Origin of the sequence: Thalassotalea castellviae, assembly GCF_031846185.1 — a bacterium.
In the GTDB taxonomy this organism is placed as follows: domain Bacteria; phylum Pseudomonadota; class Gammaproteobacteria; order Enterobacterales; family Alteromonadaceae; genus Thalassotalea_H; species Thalassotalea_H castellviae.
Window position 1 is genome coordinate 698,495 of the sequence record NZ_JAVRIF010000001.1, and the last position, 20,274, is coordinate 718,768.

Below are 20,274 nucleotides of genomic sequence, written 5' to 3' on the forward strand. Positions count from 1 at the left end.
CGATACCGTTTACCTCATTTTATTGCTAGGCTTTTTGATAAATAGCACAAACCGCGCCTGCAGGATCTTTTATCACCGCATATTTATCATCGCCCATTGATTTAATTTCAGTAACCATTTCACCGCCATTTGCCAAAACTTGGGCGACAGATTCAGTGACATTCTCAACTAAAAAATACGGCAACCACGCAGGAGGTAAATCAGCATTACAACCTTGTGCATGACAAATTCCACCCACGGCCTCTCCTGAGCTTGGCGACATAACCGTATGGTCATTATAATCTCCCATAGACACAGCTTCACTTTGCCAACCAATAACCTGTTGATAAAAATCTTTTACTTGTTCAGCATTGTTAACTGAAAGATCTAACCAAGCCATTTCACCTATTTTGTCAGTCATATTTTTCTCCATGTGGTGATAATTGCATAAAAAGTTGCTGCTAATAATCAGTATAGTCGTTTATTTGCTTGTCTTGAGTTTAGGGTTTGCCGGATAAAACTTCTCAGGCAATTTATTTATATGTTCAAAAAAACGGGTATCTTTATAAGGTAATTTCATAAACCCCGAAATCCCTTGACCATTGATAGTCGGTAAAAGTTGCAATATTTCAGCTAAACACTGCCTAAACTCTTGCTCTTTATCATGGTTTAACAACATTAAGTAACTGTGAATTTTTAAATGGGTTGGTAACACTTCAAAAATAATACAGCCGGTATGATGAATTGAGTTTAACCGCGTTAACACCGTCATAATTTCATCCGGTAAATATAAATATTCATCAGGGTCTTTACCGTCTTCAAAATATGAGTGCAATTTGGTGATGTCGTCAACTTCTGGTACATCACTGATATCAAAGTGTATTTTTTGTCCCGGCGTAACTGAGAAAGGTGCGTTTTCATCTTCACGCTCAACATGTAACGTATTCCGAGCATTAAACAAACAACTTTTGAAAACACCAACGCGAAAAATACCTTGTGCGAGTCGGATCATATTATTTACAGCACTTTGAAAAGATGTTTTTAACGATTGATCAAACATGGTTAAATTCGAATCAATATAAACCCCTTCTTTTTCCCATCGAATCGCTAAGCCACCAACAACAGGGAAGTTACCTAAACGACTAACCGCAGCCACAAAAGCTTTTTCGGTATCTCCCATTCCCATTAAGTAGTTTTTGTAATATTTTTCTAACTGAGCATCATCAATATCAGATAACGAGTCGCTGTCGCTCTCTTCGCGTAAAAACGATTTTCGAGAGCCATAAACAACCGTATCTATTTCTTGTGTTGACGCTTTGATCCACACAGGTATTAAAGGTTTAATCTCAGGTGTCGTTGGTGTACTTGCTAACACTGTATTTTTTAGTAGCTTTAAATGATTAAAAAAATAATCGCCTGCTTGGTTTCTTTGTTGAGGATCATCACTGAGCATAGCTTCAATGATTTTAGCTAAAACTTTAGGTAACCCAAGGGAGCAAGGGGTTATTACATTGTGTCCGTAGCGGCATGATTGTCCTGAAGCCAAGGCGTATAAAGTGGCGGCTAATCCTTGCTCATCAAAACGAGGAGAGGATAAATTGCCATTGATTTGTTCCGGCCCGATAAAGTAAACATCGCCTAAGCGTGCATTAGAATTTTGTAAATCACTGCTCATCAAATCCATAACATTATTGGATGTGGTATTGCCGTGAATATCAAGTTGTGCGGTGACTGCAGAGCCCCAATCAACCAAGTAAACTTGCTGACTTTCCTCATGAAAAACCACATTCGACGGTTTTATATCACCGTGTACATAAGGCTTACCATTTTGATGCAAAGAAGTATCGCGTAAATACACTAAAATATCAGCCAATTGCAAGGCTATATGAACAATTAACTCAGGAGGCAATGGCCCGTGTAAATGAGAATATTGCTCGAGGTTAATACCTGGTGCTCGCTCCATATGCACGATGGATTGACGTTTAATTTTATAATATTCGATGATTTTTGGAATTTTAGGGTGGGCTAATTGAGCTTGAATTTCCGCTTCTTCCGCAAGCCTATCTTGAACATGCTGAGGTAAATTAATACGAGAAAATTTAAATACTTGTGCTAAGCCAGTGCTGTTTATCCCACCAAAAACAAAGCCAAAAGCTCCTTTACCGATAAGAGATATTTCTGAATAGCCTAATAGTTTCAACTGTTGCTGACATAAATCCACCCACTCTTTCAGTTTCGTGGCATCTTTATGGCTCAATAAATAAATTGATTGTTCTTCAGCAATGTAAAAATGTTGAAGTTTATGCTTGCCCACAACTAAACCTTTGCTTTTTTTCATCGCGAATATTTTGTCATAAAAAGGTCATATAGCTTAGCTATGATGAACATGCTTAATTTATACTCGTTGTAAATAATATCTCTCCCCAGAGATTTTTTAGATGTAGTTTATGCCTTAGCGTTAACTTGTTAACACTAAGGCATTTTTTTATCTTTAAGATAATAATAATAAATAACAGCTGCCCGCCACGATACAAGAAACAATAAAGCTTAAAATCGCGCCTTCTTTTACCATATCTTGAATAGTAATTTCACCTGTACCATACGCGATGGCATTCGGAGCCGTTGCCACAGGAAGCATGAAAGCACAACTTGCACACATAGCCGCAGGGATCATGAAAACACTAGGCTCGTAACCAGAAGCAACAGCTGCAACAGCTAAAATAGGCATCAATAACGTAGCGGTTGCGGTATTACTAGTAATTTCTGTTAAGTAAGTTACCACTAAACAGATAGTTAAAATCATTAAAATGGCTGGTAAGTTCGCTAAAGACGTTAACCAATCGCCTAAAATCGTACTAAGCCCAGACGCAACAAACCCTTTTGCAATTGCAATACCGCCAGCAAATAACAACAACATTCCCCATGGGATATCTTTCGCTGATTCCCAATCTAAGATCCTTGAACCTTTACCATTTGGGATCAAAAACATGATCACAACAGCCAAAAGAGCTACAGTACTATCGCCAGCTATCTCAACACCAAATAAACCACTCCAACCACCAAATGGTTCTCCACGGGTTACCCATGCTAAGGCCGTTAAACCAAACACCCAAAGCGTTCTACTTTCTTCTTTTCGCCAAGCGCCTAATTCAGGCAATTCAATTTTATGCTCTAAGGTAATATTGCGTGTTAGCCATAAAGCCATAATAGGTAAAACAATCAGCACTATAGGAATACCAATTTTCATCCAACTTAAAAAGCCAAACTCTTGACCTGTATGCTCTTCATAAATCCCCATAAAAATAACATTTGGTGGTGTACCAATAGGAGTGCCTATCCCACCAACACTTGCCGCATAAGCAATACCTAAAATTAAAGCAACTTTTAACTGAGGGTTATTTACGTGCGTTAAAATGGCAAGCGCAATGGGTAGCATAATAAGCGTTGTTGCGGTATTAGAAATCCACATACTTAAAATGCCCGTTGCTAACATAAACCCTAACACTAAACGTTTTGCACTACTGACTCCAACAAGCTTAACCATATAGACAGCAAGCCGATGATGCGTGCCACTTTTTTCAATTGCTTTGGAGAGCATAAAAGCTCCCATCAACAAAAGGATAACGTGGCTACCTAAAGAGGAAGCGACGGTTTTATGATCAACGATGCCAAATAAAGGTAATAATGCAAAAGGCACCAGTGACGTTGCTGGAATAGGAATAGCTTCTGTTACCCACCATATAACCGTTAATAATGTAATAGCAGCTGCAATAGCCGGTTTATCTGCAAGCCCAAGTTGCAATAAAATAAAATAACTACACACAGCAATGAGAGGTGCTGCAACAATCATTAATGATTTATTAATTTTCAACATACTATTTTTCTCGCATCAATAATTGCTGATTACGTTGAGATAACTCTTGCCACATAGGTTGCTGCTGCATTGCCTGCCATGAGAAATCAGAAGTTTTTAACATCTGAGCAATTCTTTTTTCACTTGCCACATTATGGATTAATCGAGCATTATCAATAACATTTATCAAGGCCTGACGATTATTACATAATAACAACATGTCGCAGCCTGCCTCTTGTGCCGCTTCAGACCGTTCAACATAGCCTCCGATTGAACCCGCTGCCTCCATTGACAAGTCATCACTAAATATCACGCCGTTGAACTTGAGTTGATTTCGTAGAATATCTTGTAACCATATACGCGAAAAACCGACTGATTTATTATCAACATCAGGGTAAATAACATGAGCTGGCATTAAAGCGTCAACATTGTTTGAGGCAATCAATTGTTGAAAAGGAATTAAGTCTTGGCAAGTGATCTCAGCTAAACTGCGATTATCTATCGGCAAATTTACATGCGAATCTGCTTGAACACTGCCATGACCAGGAAAATGTTTACCCGTAGCTTTCATGCCAACTGAATGCATTCCTTCAATGAACGATTGTGCTAATGGTGTGACTATTTCAGGTTGACGATGAAAACTGCGTTGTCCAATGACTTCACTAATACCATTGATGTCGAGCACTGGTGCAAAACTAATATCAATACCAACGGCTTGAACTTCTAACGCCATTAGCGCGCCACTTTGTTGCGCAAATTGCTGTGCTTTTTTGATGTCTTGATCGGCATATTCAATTAACTTACCCATAGCAGGAATAATAGAAAAGCCGTCACGAAATCGTTGTACTCTGCCCCCTTCGTGATCTACTGCAATTAATAAAGGCTTTTTGGCAGCCGCTCTAATATTTTTAACTAATTCAGTTAGTTGCTCAGGAGATTGGAAGTTACGTGTAAATAAAATTAAGCCACCGATAAGAGGGTGACTCAGCAGTTCTTTATCTTCTTCAGTTAGTGACGTGCCAAGCACGTCCATCATGATAGGACCCATAAAAACGATTCATATTTTTTTGTTATTTTATAGGAAGTAACTCTACCCAATTAAGCTTAAATAACATAGTGATGATTGAATAATTTATCGTTTTAACTTTTTAAAGCCAAAAATGAGTTATAGCATGTATTAGTCTAAAGGAGCGCCAACTCCAGAAGCGACAAACGGGATCACTTTACGAATTACATCAGCAATATCAACATCTTGTTCGAAATCATTCTTGGCAATATCCATTAACGCATCACTTGATGACATGGTAAAAATAACCGTTCCCATGGTGAAATGTAATCGCCAAAAAATATCTTCCGCAGAAAGTTCGGGATAAGCGCGTTGAACTGCCGTCACAAAGTTAGTAATGACTTCTGGGTATTGCGTGGTTAAAAACCAGCGTAAAAAACCTTGGCTATCAGTATATCCACGACCAAGTAATTGTAAAAAATTACTCGTACCATTTTCTCTAAACACATTTAAAGATAATAAAGGTTCAATAAACGCCGAAAACACTTCATGTAATGTAGGTTTAGTTTCTTGTTGGCAAATAACGAGTAAAGAGGCTTGTAAATTTGGAGATAGTTCGTTCATATAACGAGACATCACCGCTTTAATCAACTCTTTTTTAGAGCCAAAATGGTAATTAACGGCTGCTAAATTGACTTCCGCTAGACTGGTAATTTCACGTAATGATGTACCGTTAAAGCCTTTATCAGCGAACAAACTCTCAGCTGCATCCAGTATTTTATTTTTAGTGCTCATAGGTCATTACTGCCAGTTCATTTCTTGATTTATATTGACAGTTTAAACAAGCGTTTTAAATAACGCAACTAGGTTAAATCAACAATAAAAATTCAGGTAATACGAACCAAGGGTTTACAAGAAGAAGGTTTGAACGACACGAGCTGATAAAAAACAAATGGCGTTTTAACAGATAATAAAACGCCATCATTGATTCATTTAAGGTTTTTGAGTGCATGAAAAGTGAAAATCTACCAACGCTTAACTGATTTAAGTTGTTTTTTGCTGTTTGCTAATTCAGCCTTGTTTAGGGTGTAATGAAACTTTATTTCGTCCGTTTTCTTTTGAACGATATAAAGCCGCATCAGCGCATTCAATCCAAGCTTCGTAATTATTGATACTTTCATCGATTTCTGCAACACCTAGACTAATCGTATATTTCAGATCAATATCATTATACTTGACCACTGAATTTTCAATTTCCCTTCTCAGTCTTTCAGCAAATACTTGCGCATTTTCTAGGGTAGTATCGGCGAGTAACACCGCAAACTCCTCGCCACCATAACGCCCAGATATATCGGTTTCTCTAACATGATATCTAATTTTTTCAGAAATATGGCGAATGACTTCATCACCAAGCACATGACCGTATGTATCATTTACATTTTTAAACTTATCAATATCGATCATGACTAAACAGCTTGGATTCGCACTACGTTGCCAGCGTTTAAATTCGCTTTTTAAACAACTTTCCCAATGCATGCGATTAAACAGTTGCGTTAAACCATCCGTTTGACTTAATACCTCTAATTCACTATTTGCCTGCTCTAAATCTTTTTTATGTGTGGCGTTATCAGTTACATCATAAACAATTAAACATAAATGGGTAACTTCACCCGTAGATGACATTAAAGGAATAAATGTTGTGTTCTGGTACATATAGTCAGCGGTACCTGTGATAGGCCGATAATTCTGAAATTTAAAAAGATATGGCCGCTGTTCCCATATAGTAAACGCTTTATTTTTTAGCATGAAAACAGATTCAGATTTTCTCACAAACCATTCTTTGGGAATTTCAGGAAACAGCTCAAACAACGCCTTACCTTTCACTTCTCTTGGAAGCAAGCCGCTATGATTTTCCATAAAACCATTCCAAATTTGAATGTTATATTGCCGATCTAAAACAACTAACCCAACATCTATGGTGTGGAGCATTTCCATCAACCAATGCATTTCATTCATTTGTTCTGTTTCTAACGACATAAATTAATCCAGCAAATAAGCAATTTTATTATTTAACGTAATCATTGATGCTTCAGTAAACAGCAACAATAAATCACACTTTATTGGATAGTTTTCAATGTTATAACTGATCTCTATCGCTAAAGTTCTTTTCCATTTTGTCGAATTGGTCGCAATTAATTCAGAAATTTTCCGATGTTGGCCTAATACAACGGGGTGGCCTTGGCTAAACGTCATATCTAGCTGCTCTGATACCCCTTTCAAACATGCGCCAATCAGTAAGTTTGCCATATCCATTAACAATTCAAGTTCAGTACTTTCATCAACTTCATATTGATAATTCATTAAAGAAGCAACGTCTTTAAAACTAGAGTCGTTTAAAATTAACAAGGCTTCTCCTGAAATACCAGCACCGATAAAACCTTGGCATATTCCGGAAGTGCTTTCATGTTCTTCTACTGCGGACAATGCCATACTTAATTCACTGACTTCAATTAAGTTAACATTGGGAATAGGTAAAACAACAAAAACATCGAGCAACCTAGCGAGTAAATCCCCCGCTTGCCCCATAGCAACATTGGCAATTTCTTGATAACAATCTCTTAAGTCTGCATCAAGAACAACAAGCTCAGGCTCTGCTTCTCTTATGACTTCTGGCGCAACAACAGGCTCTGTCATTGGCGATAAGCTAACTTTTTCTTCTAAAACCGTATTTACCACAGGTTCAAAGGACATTTCTTCATCAGAAAAAATACCATAGGCTTTTAAAATATCCGTTAATTTATCCTTATTAACTGGCTTTTTGATAAAGTCTAAAGCCCCCATACTGGTGACTCGTTGATGAGCTTCAGGTTGAATATCACCCGAAATTACCACGACCATAGTAGGTAAATCTTCTTTAACAATCGCCTCTAATACTTGATAGCCATCCATTTCTGGCATATTTAAATCTAAAAGCAATACATCGCCTTTTCCTGCTTTAATCAACTCTATTGCTTCACGTCCATTTGTTGCAAAGCTAATATCAACATCCCATCCATCAGGTAGCGATCGAGCCACCTGTTTACGCGCCATATTCGAATCATCACAAATTAATAAAGGTGTTGACATAAACTCACTCTAATTTTCTCATTACAAACAACGATGTTTTAGTAAAAAACACACTCATAATAGTATGTTGTACTTTATAACCATAGATAATAATTAAAAAAAAAACTATTTTATGGCTATTTTTTTTTGCCAAGGTTAAGCTTTCATTAATTTTCATTATCAATTAGTTTTTCTTATGTTTTTAGCTCGATGTTTAACATTTACATTTTTTAATTTCTTACTTGCATTCACTGTATTAGCGAATGGTGTTTCGACGGCAAGTCTCACTGAAACAAATAACTTAGTTATGGCGGGTGAAAAATACATCACCCTTTTAGGCAATCAAGTAACGGTTGGCGAACCAGCGCCCCCTTTTAAAGTTGTGAACGAGTCTTTTGCTGCTGTCTCGCTTTCAGATTTCACAAATAAAACCCTATTAATTTCTGTGGTTCCCAGTTTAGATACGGGAGTTTGCTCACTGCAAACTAAGCGATTTAATGATGAAGTTTCTAATTTTTCAGATCAAGTTACTATGTTAACCATTAGTAATGATCTTCCCTTTGCACAAAAACGTTTTTGCAAAAACGAAAAAGTTGAAAATATTAAGGTATTGTCTGACGCGGTTTGGCGTGATTTTGGCAGTCAATATGGCTTATTGATTAAAGATATGGGGTTATTAACTCGTGCTATTTTTATTATTGATAACCAAGGTAAAGTCGCCTACAAAGAATTAGTTAAAAATATTTCAAATCACCCCAATTATGAGCTCGCCTTAACCGAATTGAACAAATTAACCTCAGTCAAAGAGTCACAAGATTAACTCATATCGTCGAATTATGGTAACTCAGTGAGGAAGTTCATGAAGAGTTTTCTCACAAAAACAATATTTCCCATTAAAAACATATAAAAATTACCTACTAATTTTCAACAACTTACCTTTAAACTTTAAATTAATTCAAAAATATTCGCTTTATTTTCTTGAAATTAATTTTCTCGTCCTTATCTATTTAACTGTAGACGCCGATAGGGTCTACTACTTTAACCGCCTGTTCTTGATGAAAGGCACATTGATTGTTTAATACACGCAAAATGTTTCGTCGCAGCAGATGCTGGACAATTAACATTGAGTTATTAAACAGATAAACAGCATATTGCTAACTAAATAGGATATGAATTATGCGTACAAATACAGATTTTAGCCCACTTTACCGTTCATTTATTGGTTTTGACCACTTAGCTGGTTTAATAGATAAAGCCTCTAGAGCCGATAAACAATCGTCTTATCCCCCATATAATATTGAATTACTAGCAGAAGACCAATACAGAATCACTATGGCTGTTGCTGGGTTTGCTGAAGATGAATTAGCCATTGAGTCTAAACAAAACAATTTAATTGTCACCGGTAATAAACCGGCCGATAAAGAGAAAACAGACAGAAAATTTTTGCATCAAGGCATTGCCGAAAGAAATTTCGAAAGAAAATTTCAGCTAGGTGATCATGTGAAAGTTATTGGTGCTTTTATGGAAAATGGTTTACTACATATTGATTTAGAAAGAGAAATACCGGAAGCGTTAAAACCTAGAAAAATAGCGATTAATGGTAAAAGTTTATTAACTGGTAAAACGAGTTAATAACTAAATCGACATGTTTTCCCTTATTTTGCCCGGTTTGTCACCGGGCTTTTTTAATTGTCATTAGACAACTGAGTATATAACTTGGCATATACTCCATCTAAATCGTCAAAATTCACTTTTTTTAACAGTACTTTAACGTTATTTCTATTATTTAAACGATGATAAATATCAGCCAAATTTAAATACGTTTTATCTACTAAGCTTTGATTACGTGCTTTTAATGACACAGTTAACGCCAAATTGAAATATTTGATAGCGACGTCAAAGCTATCAACAAAATAATGTGAACGTGCAACATTAAAATTTGCAATCGCTTGCATGTTGGTATTATCCGTTTTTTCTGCCCACTGCAGAGCTTTTAAACGGTATTCCTGATGTGCAGGATGATCTTGTAACCGTAAAGCAAAATGCCCTAAGTTAGTATATAAACGGTATTTAAAATTAGCATCGGTGAAATGGCTAAACTTTTCTTCTAATCCTAATAACATATCGTAGCCAATCTGGTACTGATTCATATAAAGCAGCATATTCGCAACTTTTATCAGCTCAAACGGTTTAGGCCACTCTTTATTTACCGCTAACAAGAGTTCCTTTGCTTCATTGAAGTAACGATTGGCTAGTTCTGTGTCACCTTTATATTGAATTAATTTTGCGTATAAAATATAGCTATAGATATGGAACTTCTCAGGTAAATCCTTTCTTGATACGACTGTCAGCAGCATTTTCTCTAGCTCTTCATCACGTTCTAACGCAAATAAAGCTTCTAATTGATATAATTTATAGGCGTACCATAAGCGACTATATTTTGGTGATTTGGCTAAATATGGCGGTAACAAAGATAAACAAAGATCATAAGAAGATTCACAAATATGATGAATATTTTGTTGCGCAGATTTTGATGCTTTACTATTCGCGTAAACTTCCTCATTAACCAAGATGAGAGAAGCAAAAAGTAAAGAATAAAATATGGAAAATTTCATGCCGTTACTTTACCACTCAATATTCATGAAAAGAAGTAATAAAAAAACTCACTTCACATGATAAATAAATGAAGAAATCAGTGGTTGTACAAGGTTTGGATGACTGATTGGCGCCATATGACCTGAGGAAATTTCTTTATATTCAACATGTTTTAACGACTGAGCAATAGCTTGACTCAAAACATGACTGACCGCTTTGCTGTATTTCCCTACCATAAGCAAACATGGACATTGAATCACTTGTAATGCCTCAAAAGAATAACGTTCTTGCAGTATCCCGATAAAGTCTAATTTCACTTTTGTAAACTGCTCAATCATTGTCGTTTGAATTTTGTGAGGTAACTTCGCAAAAAATCCTTCGCCATTCCAAAAATCAATGAAGGCTTCAGCCCCTTGTTGTTGGCTAACAGAAGCAAGTTTTTCAGCAAAATTTTCAACATCTCTTGCTAAAGCATTGTGATTTTCATTGTGTGAAAGTGCTAATAAATGAAATGCCACAGGCTCAAACAGCGACAAACTTAATAGTTTTTCTGGCTGTTCAACCGCAATTTTTAACGCGATTGCTCCGCCACACGAATGGCCAACTAAATGAAATTTTTCACTTGGTGCAACCTGACTTATGATCGTGTTTATCCGAGTGGTTTCAATGGTAAAATTATAGTTTTTTTCGCAAGCTGCACTCGCATTCCCATAACCTAATAAGTCGATATTGATACACGTGAAATGCTCACTTAATTGAGCAGCTAAATTCGCCCATTGTTTTGACGAGCTTAAAGAGCTGTGTAAAAACACAACGACTGGTCCTTGCCCTGAAACACTTACACCTTGTTCGATCATATTTGCCATGCTTAAAAACTTTTTGGTCAGCTTAATAAACGATCTGACAACTGTCAAAATAAATCATCAAAAAATAAAATATAATTGCTAAAACAAATCATAGCTTTCTATGGTTAAATACCATCATCTGTTAGCTATTTTGAAATATTATGAATATTAATTTAACGTCAAAAAACGCCTTAGTATGTGGAAGTAGTCAAGGAATAGGTAAAGCTTGTGCTATTGAATTAGCTGCACTAGGCGCAAATGTAACACTTTTTTCTCGTAATGAAGATGCATTAAAAACGGTGCTTGGTGAGTTAGATACAAAAAATGGACAGCAACATCAATTGCTAGTCGCTGACTTTAGTCAGCCGGATCAAGTAAATAGGGTCATTAATCAAGTTGTATCAGAAACAAAAGGTTTTGAAATACTTGTGAATAATACTGGGGGCCCGGCTCCTGGGCCAGCAAATTTAGCTGCGGCAAGTGAGTATATTGACGCCTTCAATTTACATTTAGTCTCTAACCATCACTTAGTTCAAGCGCTCATTCCTTACATGAAAAATAAGGCGTACGGTAGAATTATCAATGTCATCTCCACATCAGTAAAACAACCTTTACCTAACTTAGGCGTTTCTAATACTATTCGTGGTGCAGTAGCAAGCTGGGCTAAGACTCTTGCTTTCGAATTAGGAGAGTTTGGTATCACGGTAAATAATGTTTTGCCTGGTGCGACAGCAACGGCTCGCTTAGATGCCATTATTCAAGGAAAAGCGGCTAAACAGAATATTTCGTTTGAGCAAGCGACGCTCAATGAAAAAGCTCAAATTCCATTACGCCGCTTTGCTAAACCGGAAGAGTTTGCCGCAACTGTAGGCTTTTTAGCATCTCCTTCAGCAAGTTATATTACTGGCATTAACTTACCTGTTGATGGGGGAAGAACTTCAAGCTTGTAGAACTAATTAAGCTAAAATCAATTGAAAATTAGTAGGTTAATTTAAATAATAATTCGGTAAGATCAGGTTGCCATTGAAATTCAAACAACTTGATCTTCGCCCCTTGCACAATAATATTTTCTTCTTGTAACAAGCCTTTCTGTCTCAAAAAAGATTCACTGTCGATCGGGAAAGAGATTTTTCCTTGTGAATTAACCACTCTATACCAAGGTACAGCTTGATTCTTCCAACCTAAATCAGGCACCTTAGCTAATGCTTTTCCAACTAATCGTGCCCGGCCGGGTAAACCAGCCAGATCGGCTATTTGTCCGTAAGTGGCAACTGTGCCTGTAGGTATTAATTGCACGGTTTGCCAAATACGAATATAGCGAGAGTTTTCGGTTTTTTCAGGCATTACCAAGGAAGTAGTTGGCCATTAGAATGTTTAAAAACTCCAGATTCTTGCATCGTTAAATCTAGTATTAAATTGACTAACTTACCGGCTGATTCGTCGGCACTAATGTCTCCTCCATGATTCACCATATCGGTTTGCACGTAACCTGGATGATAAACGCCTACGGCAACATTTTTATCAGCTAAATCTTTAGATAGCGACATTGCTGCAGAATTAAGCGCAGCTTTTGACATTCGATATCCGTAACGACCACCAGAGCCATTATCGGCAATAGAGCCCATTCGTGAAGTTATCATGGCCACTTTACTGCCGGAAATAAATTGCTGACGTAATGAATCAACACAACGTAATGGTGCGATAGCATTAACTTCAAATTGCTCACGGATCGTTTCAATATTTAATGAACCTAACTGTTCTTCTCTTAAGATCCCAGCATTACAAACCAGGATATCAATAGTAATACCTTTGAGCGCTGAAACCATCCGTGCTAAACCTTCATCGATGGCAACATCTACGCCAGTGATAACTTGTAAGTTATTGGCTTGATTAGCAAGATTATCTAACTGTTCAGATGAATGACGACATAAGGCAAAAACAGTATTCCCTTGCTGTGAAAATTCTTTACTCATCGCAAAACCGATACCACGATTTGCACCTGTAATGACTATATTTTTAGACATGAAATAACTACTTTATGAATTGAAATTAAAAGATATATTAGATGATTTTTTGCAAATTAATAATAAAATTAAATGCTTTTTAAGTCGTTAAAAAACTAAGTAAACAAAAAAGCCACATAATTGTGGCTTTCAAGAGTATCAATCAAATGTTGGTAATCTTACTTACCTTCACCACATTTACTTGATTTATCTTTTTTCATTTTTTTACCTTCGCCACACTTGCCTTCGCCACATTTTCCTTTCTTGGCTTTTTTACCTTCACCGCACTTACCTTCGCCACATTTTCCTTTCTTGGCTTTTTTACCTTCACCGCACTTACCTTCGCCACATTTTCCTTTCATGGCTTTTTTACCTTCGCCACACTTGCCTTCACCGCATTTCCCTTTCTTGGCTTTTTTACCTTCGCCACACTTGCCTTCGCCACATTTATGATCTTTATCGTTATCTGCGACGATAGAAACGATACCTTTAGACTCAAATGGGTTTGATTCAGCTTTTGCTGAAACACTCACTAACGACGTTAAAGCAAATGCACTTAACATTAAAACAACAGCTGATTTTTTAATTATATTCATTTTGTTTTCCTTTAAATTGTAAACTTAGACACTATATCTAGTATTATGTATTGAACCACTTTCTACACAACAGTAATTAAGTACTACTAATTAACAAGACCTGACGTTTAAAAATAAATTTCATTCCTCGCTTATTTTTATAAAAGATTAAGTGAAGTTCACTAATAAGTCTATTAACAAAGCAGTTTAACGTAATGATTAATCAAATAAAAAAAGTCACGTTAGCCCCCATGGAAGGCGTGGCAGATGAGCTTATGCGTAATTTACTTTGCTCGATAAATTGTTACGATTTATGTATTACTGAGTTTGTTCGCGTTGTAGATAGGCGGGTTCCTACCCATATTTTTCATAAAATATCACCTGAGTTAAAGCGTGGTGGCTTTACGCATAACAACACCCCAACTCGAGTGCAACTACTGGGGCAAGAACCTCATTGGATGGCTGAAAATGCCATTAAAGCTATTGAATTGGGGTCTCATGGCGTAGATTTAAATTTTGGTTGTCCGGCAAAAACAGTCAATAAAAGTAAAGGTGGCGCAGTTTTATTAAAAACACCTGAAACTATTTATCAAATAGTAAATAGTGTTAAACAAGCGTTGCCGCAAGATCAAATATTATCCGCCAAAATTCGTTTAGGCTTTGATGATGCATCCCTTTTAGATGAAATAGTCAGCGCCATTACTAGTGCAAACGCCAATCAATTAACGATACACGCACGTACAAAACGTGATGGGTATAACCCTCCGGCATATTGGCATCACATTGGTAAAATCAGCGAAAAATATGCCATTGAGTTATTTGCTAATGGCGAAATTTGGTCGCTATCCGATGCAAAAAAATGCATAAAAGAAGCGAAAACAGCAAACATTATGTTAGGAAGAGGCGCATTAGCTATGCCTAATCTCGCGAATGTTGTTAAAGGAAAAGAAGATAAAATGCCTTGGTCATCCGTCAATAAATTATTTCAACACTACGCCTATTTAGAACTACAAGGTGATAAAAGTTTCTATTTTTCTAGTCGATTAAAACAGTGGCTCAGATATTTAAAATTACAATATCCGCAAGCTGAAACCTTATTTAATGCAATTAAGCTGTTGAAAAATAAAGATGACATATTAAAGCAACTCGAAAGAATAGAGTAAGCTAACGTTTTAGCCTGTTTTATTGTCCTTTTGTTCTTCTTGCTCATCAACCTTTCGTTTGGCAACGATAATAGTGTCAATTGTTTTTTCTACTTGTGGATCCGGTAATAACATTTGTGCCATGACCCCAAAAGCTACAGCAATTCCTTTTCTGCTTTTTGCTGCACTAATAAGCATTTTCGCTACTATGGCTAAAAAACCTAATATCAAACAAGGGGATAATACGATGAAAAATTCACGATAATATTCCATTTAAATTCCTAAATCGATCGCTCCATGTAAGCTATCAATAAGCTTGAACTATAGAGAAAATTTATACTGTTAACGCGGCTAAAAATGCAGCCGAAATGAATTAAACCAAGTAAAAATTAAATGCTATTGAAAGGAGTTTGATGTAAGCGATTTATTAAGACATGTAGAGAAAGAAAAGCAAATTCAATCTCTTTCATTATTTGAAATTGAAAAGTTAAATGGATTTCAGTCAATAAATTCAGCCGTTTTTGAGTAACAGATTGAGGAATGTCAGTTAAGTCATGGTAGGTGAAGTTACTGTTAACAATTGATCTTGGTTCAAAAATTAAATTTTTAAACGAGATGGCTAAGCGAGAGTTTTGCTTTGATAATTTGTTTAGTGACAGTTCAGTGAGCGTTGATTTACTCCTGTCAGTAAGTACTTCAAAACTCGAGCTTGATGGCGAAGAATCTATCAGAGGTACGGCAAGTAGCGCATTGGAAGATAAAAGACCAAAGGTTAAAAACAAGCATTTAAAAAACAGATGCCACACTTTTTAAACTCCCTGTTATTAACACTACAAGATAATGACATTTATCTTATTTAAATAAGGGTAAATGACAGTAAATCAAGCTATTTGTGATAATAAATCACTTTTTTGCATATCGTTAGGTAAGATTTTTAATTTGAGAAGGGTTATCATACTAGCAATTAAAATTGTTAAGAATGAAAAACAGTGAATAACGGATCAGAGCTAAAAGCAAGATATAACGATGTAACGCGTGGCGTATATTTTATAGGCACAACACCACCAAAAAGTGACACCCCTATTGAACAAGTAGAAAGCATTGCAAGCAAACTTCTTGAACGTGTGAGTGATATCGATTTCGATGGTTTAATTGTTTATGACATACAAGATGAAGACTCTCGCACCAATAAGCCTCGCCCTTTTCCGTTTAAAACCACGCATGATCCGAGACATTATTCCGCGCTATTAAATCAAAAATCAGCACGACCTGTGATCACTTATAAAAGTGTCGTGCAATCCAATGCTGAAGATTTTAACCAATGGGCAAACGAAGCGTGGCAAGAGTACGGTATTCGTGACATTGTTTTAGTCGGTAGTCCTTCGAAGAAAAACACTATTTCACTCTCTCTGGCTAATGCTTATAAAACCTTAGTGGATAATCAGAATGAGTTTTTTATTGGTGGGGTTACTATCGCAGAACGTCATGCGAAAAAAGGCAATGAACACGAAAGATTAATCGAGAAACATCAGCAAGGCTGTAACTTTTTTATCTCTCAAGCAATATATAACCCGCAAGCTACCATAGATATGCTGACGCGCTATGCTATTGAATGTAAAAAATTAAATATTAAACCACAACGCTTTATTTTAACTTTTTCGCCTTGTGGTAGTGAAAAAACCTTAGAGTTTATTGCGTGGTTAGGCGTTAGTGTGCCAGAAGCTACTTCTTTACGTATTTTAAATGCAGATAAACCACTTTATGAATCGATTCGCATTTGTGCAAATAGCTTACAACAAATTTTAGACGCCGTATTACCGTATAATTTACCACTTGGATTAAACATTGAAAGTTTAACTAATCGAAAAGAAGAAATAGACGGCTCTATTTTACTTTATAAATTATTGCGTTCGATGATGGACAGTTATCTAGCCAAACAAGAACTTGCTAACTTAATTAGGTAACCTCATGAAACTGATCATGAAAACAGAGTTTGATAACTTAAGGCTCAATCCTTTCCATGATTATGAAGCAGACAGTAACGGTGATAAACAGGTAGTTAAAATTTATTGTGACGGCCTGCTTATCGCTAAAAAAGTCAAACTTAAAAAGTCTATTCGATATTTTGCCGTAAAAAATTATCAAGATTTTATTACCGATGAAATTGAATAAAATCATCAAGCTAAAAGTGTGTTGTTCAGTAATATGAACACGTCAATTCATTTCAAAGCATGTCCAACCTGTAACATGTTTTACAACTCTTACCAGTTCAATATATAATCAATTTATTCAGTAACTGATATCTAGAGTCGTAAAATGAAAAATGTTGTAATAAGTAGTATTTTCATGATATTCGTTGCTTCATGTGCTTCAAACGGAAATGTTTCGCATTGGCAAGGTGAATCGCTTAGCTCGTTAATCGAACAATATGGCACGCCCGATAGTTTTTTAAAGCTTGAAGACGGTAATAGAATTATTGAGTATGATAAAAGCAACGCATTACATGTTGCCGGTCATTTCTGTTCATTAACTTTTATGGTTGATAGTAGCAATAGAATTTCAGGGGCTAAAGCGTTCGGCAATGGTAATAATTGTTCAAATCAATAAGGGTTATCACACCTTTAATGCCCTTTTCATCACAACTGTATAAGTACGCGGCGAACGAAACATTACTTCTCTTCGCTTAACTTCATACTTTTTTACGCTGTATTCTACAAAAAGCGACTCATTTTCATGAGCCGCTTTATCTATCTCATTGCTCGCTTATTTAAACTAGTGGTTTTTATTCACCCTCAACCAATATGCGCCATACATCAAACCAGCGCCAAATAATATGGCAACAATGCTAATTTTATCTTTCATGACATTAAATGGCATCACGGTAATACTCGTGTGTTGATTAGCATAAATTTCTAAAGCATTATGCGAAATTGTAAAATAATCCATCAAAGTTTGAGCAAAAAAGCGCGTATGAAGATCAAAATAGCTAACAAAAAAACTTTCCACCAATAAGACAATAATGATAGGTAACACGGCCCAGAGGAACGGAGCTTTTTTGGCAAAAGCAGATACAAACATTAACCAAGCATAAATTGGAAACATCCATAATGAGTAAGGCAATAAACTCCCCCATGAAGTAAATAGGTGCCAGATAACGTCACTATTTGCCCATAATTGCCATAACGAAATATCATAACCAAGTGAGAGAATAATACTCAAGATGACAATCATCATAAGAAAGACCAATACTACCCCCGTTGCCGCAATTAGGAATATTGCCGGTAGAATGAGTGCGCCGACTAAAAGCTTAACCCCGATAGTCATGGCATCAGATACAGGTAATGATCGCCAAAACATAATGGATAAATCACGACGTTCATCAAATAAACACGCGATAAAATAATAAAGCTGAATAATGCCGGATATAATGACAAAAGGTAAAAATAATACCGATATAAAACCAAAGGCTATTTGTGACAACTCTTCTGAATGAGTGAGTTCGGAAATACGTTCAAACCTAGTTAACCAATGACCGCTGGAAACATCATTTAATAATAAACTGATAAACGGAGCACAGATTAACAAAAGAGCTAATGTAACTGGGATCCATAAAAATATTTTTTTATATTCCCATAATTCTTTTTTCATTTGAGTAGTAAATTGCAAAGTATTCATTAGATTGCCTCCTTCGCCAGCACGCCAACAAAAATATCAGCCAAGCTTGGAACACTTACTTGACCTAAGGGCTGAAGATCATCGCCGCTTTGGTTATCAAACAACATCATGTTTATTCCCATCAAACTATTGGAGAACAGCGGTTTCAAAGCACTTGCTTGTGCTACGTTCTCATGAGTTACGGCAACTAACTGAAAGCGTTCTTTAATCTTGTCGGTACTTTCATTCAGTACGAGTTTACCTGCTTGAATAAATGCAACATGCGTTAAAATATGCTCTATTTCTTCGATTTGATGCGTAGTTACAATGATACATTTATCATCATTGTAAAAATCTTCAAGTAAGTGTGTGTAGAATTGACGGCGAGTTAAAATATCCAATCCTAATGTTGGCTCATCCAAAATCAACACTTTGGCATCTATTGCTAAAATTAACGCTAAATGTAACTGCGTTATCATGCCTTTTGATAAATGTTTTACCTTACTTTCAAGTTTGATATTAGTTTTCGCTAATAACTCTATTGCTTTATCACGATTAAAACGAGGATGAATACCAGCTAAGTATTCCAGTGACTGATGCACTTTCAACCACTTAGGTAACACGGCAACATCAGCAATATATGCAACTTGCTCCAACATTTTTTCACGTTGCTTTCTAGGGTTAAATCCTAAAATATCGATATCACCTTGATAGTCAACTAAACCTAGCATGGCTTGTAAACAAGTCGTTTTACCTGCGCCATTGGGGCCAACCAAGCCTAGTATTTGTCCAGGATGCACAGATAAATTAATATCTGAGATCACATTGCTAGCACCGTAGCTTTTATTTAGTTGAGAAATAGAAATTAATGGCGTCATTACTTCTCTCCTCTTTCATTGGATAATAGTTGCTCTACCGATAATTGTAATCGTGTGATCTGTTGTAATATTTGAGGCCATTGTTGTGTTAAAAAAGTTTCTTTTTCTCGCGCTAACATTCGGCTCTGTGCACCTTCTTTTACAAACAATCCTTTCCCTCGTTGTTTTTCTACTATCTGCTCGTCTTGTAACATTTGATAGGCCTTAGAAATAGTTATCGGGTTAATTTGATATTGAGAGGCGACTTTTCTCACCGAAGGCAACGCCTCACCCTCTTTGATATAACCGTCGAGTATTCGCGTTATTACTTGCTGATAAAGCTGTAAATAAATAGGTTTATCAGCATCCCATTGAGTTGTCATAGCAATTTCCTGTGATGAAAATACAAACAATTAATAGTGTTATACATCACCAACACACTATGAGCAAATAATTAACCTAGTCTAAATGTAAATATTTATGAATACTGTTAAGTTACTCTAAGAATTGTGAACAAGCAGGAAATAGTACCCTGAATATTATTATTTTATTTTTTATCTAAAATCAATAACTTATAATTAAGAGTAACTCAATCATAAATTTAATAACGAATGATTAATGTAAGGAGGGAATGAAATACGCTCATCGTTGAAGTATTAC

The 20,274-nt window shown here is 36.1% G+C and carries 24 protein-coding genes; 7 read left to right on the forward strand and 17 right to left on the reverse strand.

Going from position 1 to position 20,274, the window contains the following annotated elements; translation table 11 throughout:
• Positions 1–25: 25 nt before the first annotated feature.
• The 7 genes from RM573_RS03075 to RM573_RS03105 all read right to left on the reverse strand — a co-directional run bounded on the left by RM573_RS03075 (position 26) and on the right by RM573_RS03105 (position 7,964).
• On the reverse strand, positions 26–400 hold the full coding sequence (locus tag RM573_RS03075; RefSeq protein ID WP_311577045.1) for a VOC family protein: 375 nt from the start codon (positions 398–400) through the stop codon (positions 26–28).
• Between the two features lie 60 nt (positions 401–460).
• On the reverse strand, positions 461–2,317 hold the full coding sequence (locus RM573_RS03080; RefSeq protein WP_311577048.1) for a protein kinase domain-containing protein: 1,857 nt from the start codon (positions 2,315–2,317) through the stop codon (positions 461–463).
• A 153-nt stretch (positions 2,318–2,470) separates the two neighbouring features.
• A complete protein-coding gene (locus tag RM573_RS03085) occupies positions 2,471–3,853 on the reverse strand; it encodes an SLC13 family permease (protein WP_311577050.1) in 1,383 nt (460 codons plus the stop codon).
• A gap of 1 nt (position 3,854) precedes the next feature.
• Positions 3,855–4,880 (reverse strand): beta-N-acetylhexosaminidase, encoded by a 1,026-nt coding sequence (gene nagZ, locus RM573_RS03090; RefSeq protein WP_311577053.1) that lies wholly within the window; start codon positions 4,878–4,880, stop codon positions 3,855–3,857.
• A 129-nt stretch (positions 4,881–5,009) separates the two neighbouring features.
• Positions 5,010–5,633, reverse strand: coding sequence for a TetR family transcriptional repressor PsrA (psrA, locus tag RM573_RS03095; protein WP_311577056.1), 624 nt, complete (start codon positions 5,631–5,633; stop codon positions 5,010–5,012).
• A 276-nt stretch (positions 5,634–5,909) separates the two neighbouring features.
• Entirely contained in the window at positions 5,910–6,875 is a 966-nt protein-coding gene (locus tag RM573_RS03100; RefSeq protein WP_311577059.1) for a GGDEF domain-containing protein, read from the reverse strand.
• Between the two features lie 3 nt (positions 6,876–6,878).
• The gene (locus tag RM573_RS03105; protein ID WP_311577061.1) at positions 6,879–7,964 is read right to left on the reverse strand and encodes a response regulator; all 1,086 of its coding nucleotides are present in this window, start codon (positions 7,962–7,964) and stop codon (positions 6,879–6,881) included.
• Between the two features lie 175 nt (positions 7,965–8,139).
• Here RM573_RS03105 and tpx point away from each other — a divergent pair, with 175 nt between their 5' ends.
• Together tpx and RM573_RS03115 are read left to right on the forward strand one after the other, a co-directional pair.
• Complete coding sequence (gene tpx, locus RM573_RS03110) at positions 8,140–8,763, forward strand: thiol peroxidase (protein WP_311577064.1); 624 nt, start codon at positions 8,140–8,142, stop codon at positions 8,761–8,763.
• 356 nt (positions 8,764–9,119) lie between these two features.
• Positions 9,120–9,575: an Hsp20 family protein gene (locus tag RM573_RS03115; RefSeq protein ID WP_311577067.1), complete on the forward strand. Its 456-nt coding sequence runs from the start codon at positions 9,120–9,122 to the stop codon at positions 9,573–9,575.
• A 53-nt stretch (positions 9,576–9,628) separates the two neighbouring features.
• On the opposite strand, the gene RM573_RS03120 is transcribed toward RM573_RS03115, so the two are convergent.
• Positions 9,629–10,558: a hypothetical protein gene (locus tag RM573_RS03120; protein WP_311577070.1), complete on the reverse strand. Its 930-nt coding sequence runs from the start codon at positions 10,556–10,558 to the stop codon at positions 9,629–9,631.
• Between the two features lie 48 nt (positions 10,559–10,606).
• Positions 10,607–11,404, reverse strand: a complete 798-nt coding sequence (locus RM573_RS03125) for an alpha/beta fold hydrolase (RefSeq protein ID WP_311577073.1) — start codon at positions 11,402–11,404, stop codon at positions 10,607–10,609.
• Positions 11,405–11,544: 140 nt separating this feature from the next.
• Between RM573_RS03125 and RM573_RS03130 the strand changes: the two genes are divergently transcribed.
• Positions 11,545–12,333 carry an SDR family oxidoreductase gene (locus RM573_RS03130; RefSeq protein ID WP_311577076.1) on the forward strand — a complete coding sequence of 263 codons (789 nt, stop codon included), beginning with the start codon at positions 11,545–11,547 and terminating at the stop codon, positions 12,331–12,333.
• Between the two features lie 28 nt (positions 12,334–12,361).
• Here the strand turns inward: RM573_RS03130 and RM573_RS03135 are convergent, their stop codons facing one another.
• The 3 genes from RM573_RS03135 to RM573_RS03145 form a co-directional block, all read right to left on the reverse strand.
• A complete protein-coding gene (locus tag RM573_RS03135; protein WP_311577079.1) occupies positions 12,362–12,727 on the reverse strand; it encodes an MGMT family protein in 366 nt (121 codons plus the stop codon).
• Positions 12,727–13,407: an SDR family oxidoreductase gene (locus tag RM573_RS03140; RefSeq protein WP_311577080.1), complete on the reverse strand. Its 681-nt coding sequence runs from the start codon at positions 13,405–13,407 to the stop codon at positions 12,727–12,729. The genes RM573_RS03135 and RM573_RS03140 overlap by 1 nt, the downstream gene beginning before the upstream one ends.
• A gap of 158 nt (positions 13,408–13,565) precedes the next feature.
• Positions 13,566–13,982 carry an HvfA family oxazolone/thioamide-modified RiPP metallophore gene (locus RM573_RS03145; protein ID WP_311577082.1) on the reverse strand — a complete coding sequence of 139 codons (417 nt, stop codon included), beginning with the start codon at positions 13,980–13,982 and terminating at the stop codon, positions 13,566–13,568.
• Between the two features lie 194 nt (positions 13,983–14,176).
• Here RM573_RS03145 and RM573_RS03150 point away from each other — a divergent pair, with 194 nt between their 5' ends.
• Positions 14,177–15,124: a tRNA-dihydrouridine synthase gene (locus RM573_RS03150; RefSeq protein WP_311577085.1), complete on the forward strand. Its 948-nt coding sequence runs from the start codon at positions 14,177–14,179 to the stop codon at positions 15,122–15,124.
• 9 nt (positions 15,125–15,133) lie between these two features.
• On the opposite strand, the gene RM573_RS03155 is transcribed toward RM573_RS03150, so the two are convergent.
• Together RM573_RS03155 and RM573_RS03160 are read right to left on the reverse strand one after the other, a co-directional pair.
• The gene (locus RM573_RS03155) at positions 15,134–15,376 is read right to left on the reverse strand and encodes a hypothetical protein (RefSeq protein ID WP_311577088.1); all 243 of its coding nucleotides are present in this window, start codon (positions 15,374–15,376) and stop codon (positions 15,134–15,136) included.
• 116 nt (positions 15,377–15,492) lie between these two features.
• Complete coding sequence (locus RM573_RS03160; protein WP_311577091.1) at positions 15,493–15,909, reverse strand: hypothetical protein; 417 nt, start codon at positions 15,907–15,909, stop codon at positions 15,493–15,495.
• Between the two features lie 183 nt (positions 15,910–16,092).
• Between RM573_RS03160 and RM573_RS03165 the strand changes: the two genes are divergently transcribed.
• The 3 genes from RM573_RS03165 (at position 16,093) to RM573_RS03175 (ending at position 17,710) form a co-directional block, all read left to right on the forward strand.
• The gene (locus tag RM573_RS03165) at positions 16,093–17,067 is read left to right on the forward strand and encodes a methylenetetrahydrofolate reductase (RefSeq protein WP_311577094.1); all 975 of its coding nucleotides are present in this window, start codon (positions 16,093–16,095) and stop codon (positions 17,065–17,067) included.
• A 4-nt stretch (positions 17,068–17,071) separates the two neighbouring features.
• Entirely contained in the window at positions 17,072–17,275 is a 204-nt protein-coding gene (locus tag RM573_RS03170; RefSeq protein ID WP_311577097.1) for a hypothetical protein, read from the forward strand.
• A 144-nt stretch (positions 17,276–17,419) separates the two neighbouring features.
• On the forward strand, positions 17,420–17,710 hold the full coding sequence (locus RM573_RS03175) for a hypothetical protein (protein ID WP_311577100.1): 291 nt from the start codon (positions 17,420–17,422) through the stop codon (positions 17,708–17,710).
• Positions 17,711–17,875: 165 nt separating this feature from the next.
• Here the strand turns inward: RM573_RS03175 and RM573_RS03180 are convergent, their stop codons facing one another.
• Genes RM573_RS03180 through RM573_RS03190 form a run of 3 tightly spaced genes read right to left on the reverse strand, consistent with a single transcriptional unit; the run spans position 17,876 to position 19,997 of the window.
• Positions 17,876–18,778, reverse strand: coding sequence for a hypothetical protein (locus RM573_RS03180; protein WP_311577103.1), 903 nt, complete (start codon positions 18,776–18,778; stop codon positions 17,876–17,878).
• A complete protein-coding gene (locus tag RM573_RS03185) occupies positions 18,778–19,635 on the reverse strand; it encodes an ABC transporter ATP-binding protein (RefSeq protein WP_311577109.1) in 858 nt (285 codons plus the stop codon). Before RM573_RS03185 ends, RM573_RS03180 begins: the two co-directional genes overlap by 1 nt.
• Positions 19,635–19,997 (reverse strand): GntR family transcriptional regulator, encoded by a 363-nt coding sequence (locus RM573_RS03190; RefSeq protein ID WP_311577112.1) that lies wholly within the window; start codon positions 19,995–19,997, stop codon positions 19,635–19,637. Before RM573_RS03190 ends, RM573_RS03185 begins: the two co-directional genes overlap by 1 nt.
• Between the last annotated feature and the right edge of the window lie 277 nt (positions 19,998–20,274).

Bases quoted from the DNA above. Each gene is read 5' to 3' on its own strand.
- RM573_RS03145 (WP_311577082.1), bottom strand. From the start codon at position 13,982: ATGAATATAATTAAAAAATCAGCTGTTGTTTTAATGTTAAGTGCATTT.
- nagZ (WP_311577053.1), bottom strand. From the start codon at position 4,880: ATGGGTCCTATCATGATGGACGTGCTTGGCACGTCACTAACTGAAGAA.
- RM573_RS03120 (WP_311577070.1), bottom strand. From the start codon at position 10,558: ATGAAATTTTCCATATTTTATTCTTTACTTTTTGCTTCTCTCATCTTG.
- RM573_RS03190 (WP_311577112.1), bottom strand. From the start codon at position 19,997: ATGACAACTCAATGGGATGCTGATAAACCTATTTATTTACAGCTTTAT.
- RM573_RS03085 (WP_311577050.1), bottom strand. From the start codon at position 3,853: ATGTTGAAAATTAATAAATCATTAATGATTGTTGCAGCACCTCTCATT.
- RM573_RS03135 (WP_311577079.1), bottom strand. From the start codon at position 12,727: ATGCCTGAAAAAACCGAAAACTCTCGCTATATTCGTATTTGGCAAACC.
- RM573_RS03080 (WP_311577048.1), bottom strand. From the start codon at position 2,317: ATGAAAAAAAGCAAAGGTTTAGTTGTGGGCAAGCATAAACTTCAACAT.
- tpx (WP_311577064.1), top strand. From the start codon at position 8,140: ATGTTTTTAGCTCGATGTTTAACATTTACATTTTTTAATTTCTTACTT.
- RM573_RS03105 (WP_311577061.1), bottom strand. From the start codon at position 7,964: ATGTCAACACCTTTATTAATTTGTGATGATTCGAATATGGCGCGTAAA.
- RM573_RS03125 (WP_311577073.1), bottom strand. From the start codon at position 11,404: ATGGCAAATATGATCGAACAAGGTGTAAGTGTTTCAGGGCAAGGACCA.
- RM573_RS03115 (WP_311577067.1), top strand. From the start codon at position 9,120: ATGCGTACAAATACAGATTTTAGCCCACTTTACCGTTCATTTATTGGT.
- RM573_RS03180 (WP_311577103.1), bottom strand. From the start codon at position 18,778: ATGAATACTTTGCAATTTACTACTCAAATGAAAAAAGAATTATGGGAA.
- RM573_RS03075 (WP_311577045.1), bottom strand. From the start codon at position 400: ATGACTGACAAAATAGGTGAAATGGCTTGGTTAGATCTTTCAGTTAAC.
- RM573_RS03185 (WP_311577109.1), bottom strand. From the start codon at position 19,635: ATGACGCCATTAATTTCTATTTCTCAACTAAATAAAAGCTACGGTGCT.
- RM573_RS03100 (WP_311577059.1), bottom strand. From the start codon at position 6,875: ATGTCGTTAGAAACAGAACAAATGAATGAAATGCATTGGTTGATGGAA.
- psrA (WP_311577056.1), bottom strand. From the start codon at position 5,633: ATGAGCACTAAAAATAAAATACTGGATGCAGCTGAGAGTTTGTTCGCT.
- RM573_RS03130 (WP_311577076.1), top strand. From the start codon at position 11,545: ATGAATATTAATTTAACGTCAAAAAACGCCTTAGTATGTGGAAGTAGT.
- RM573_RS03155 (WP_311577088.1), bottom strand. From the start codon at position 15,376: ATGGAATATTATCGTGAATTTTTCATCGTATTATCCCCTTGTTTGATA.
- RM573_RS03170 (WP_311577097.1), top strand. From the start codon at position 17,072: ATGAAACTGATCATGAAAACAGAGTTTGATAACTTAAGGCTCAATCCT.
- RM573_RS03175 (WP_311577100.1), top strand. From the start codon at position 17,420: ATGAAAAATGTTGTAATAAGTAGTATTTTCATGATATTCGTTGCTTCA.
- RM573_RS03150 (WP_311577085.1), top strand. From the start codon at position 14,177: ATGATTAATCAAATAAAAAAAGTCACGTTAGCCCCCATGGAAGGCGTG.
- RM573_RS03140 (WP_311577080.1), bottom strand. From the start codon at position 13,407: ATGTCTAAAAATATAGTCATTACAGGTGCAAATCGTGGTATCGGTTTT.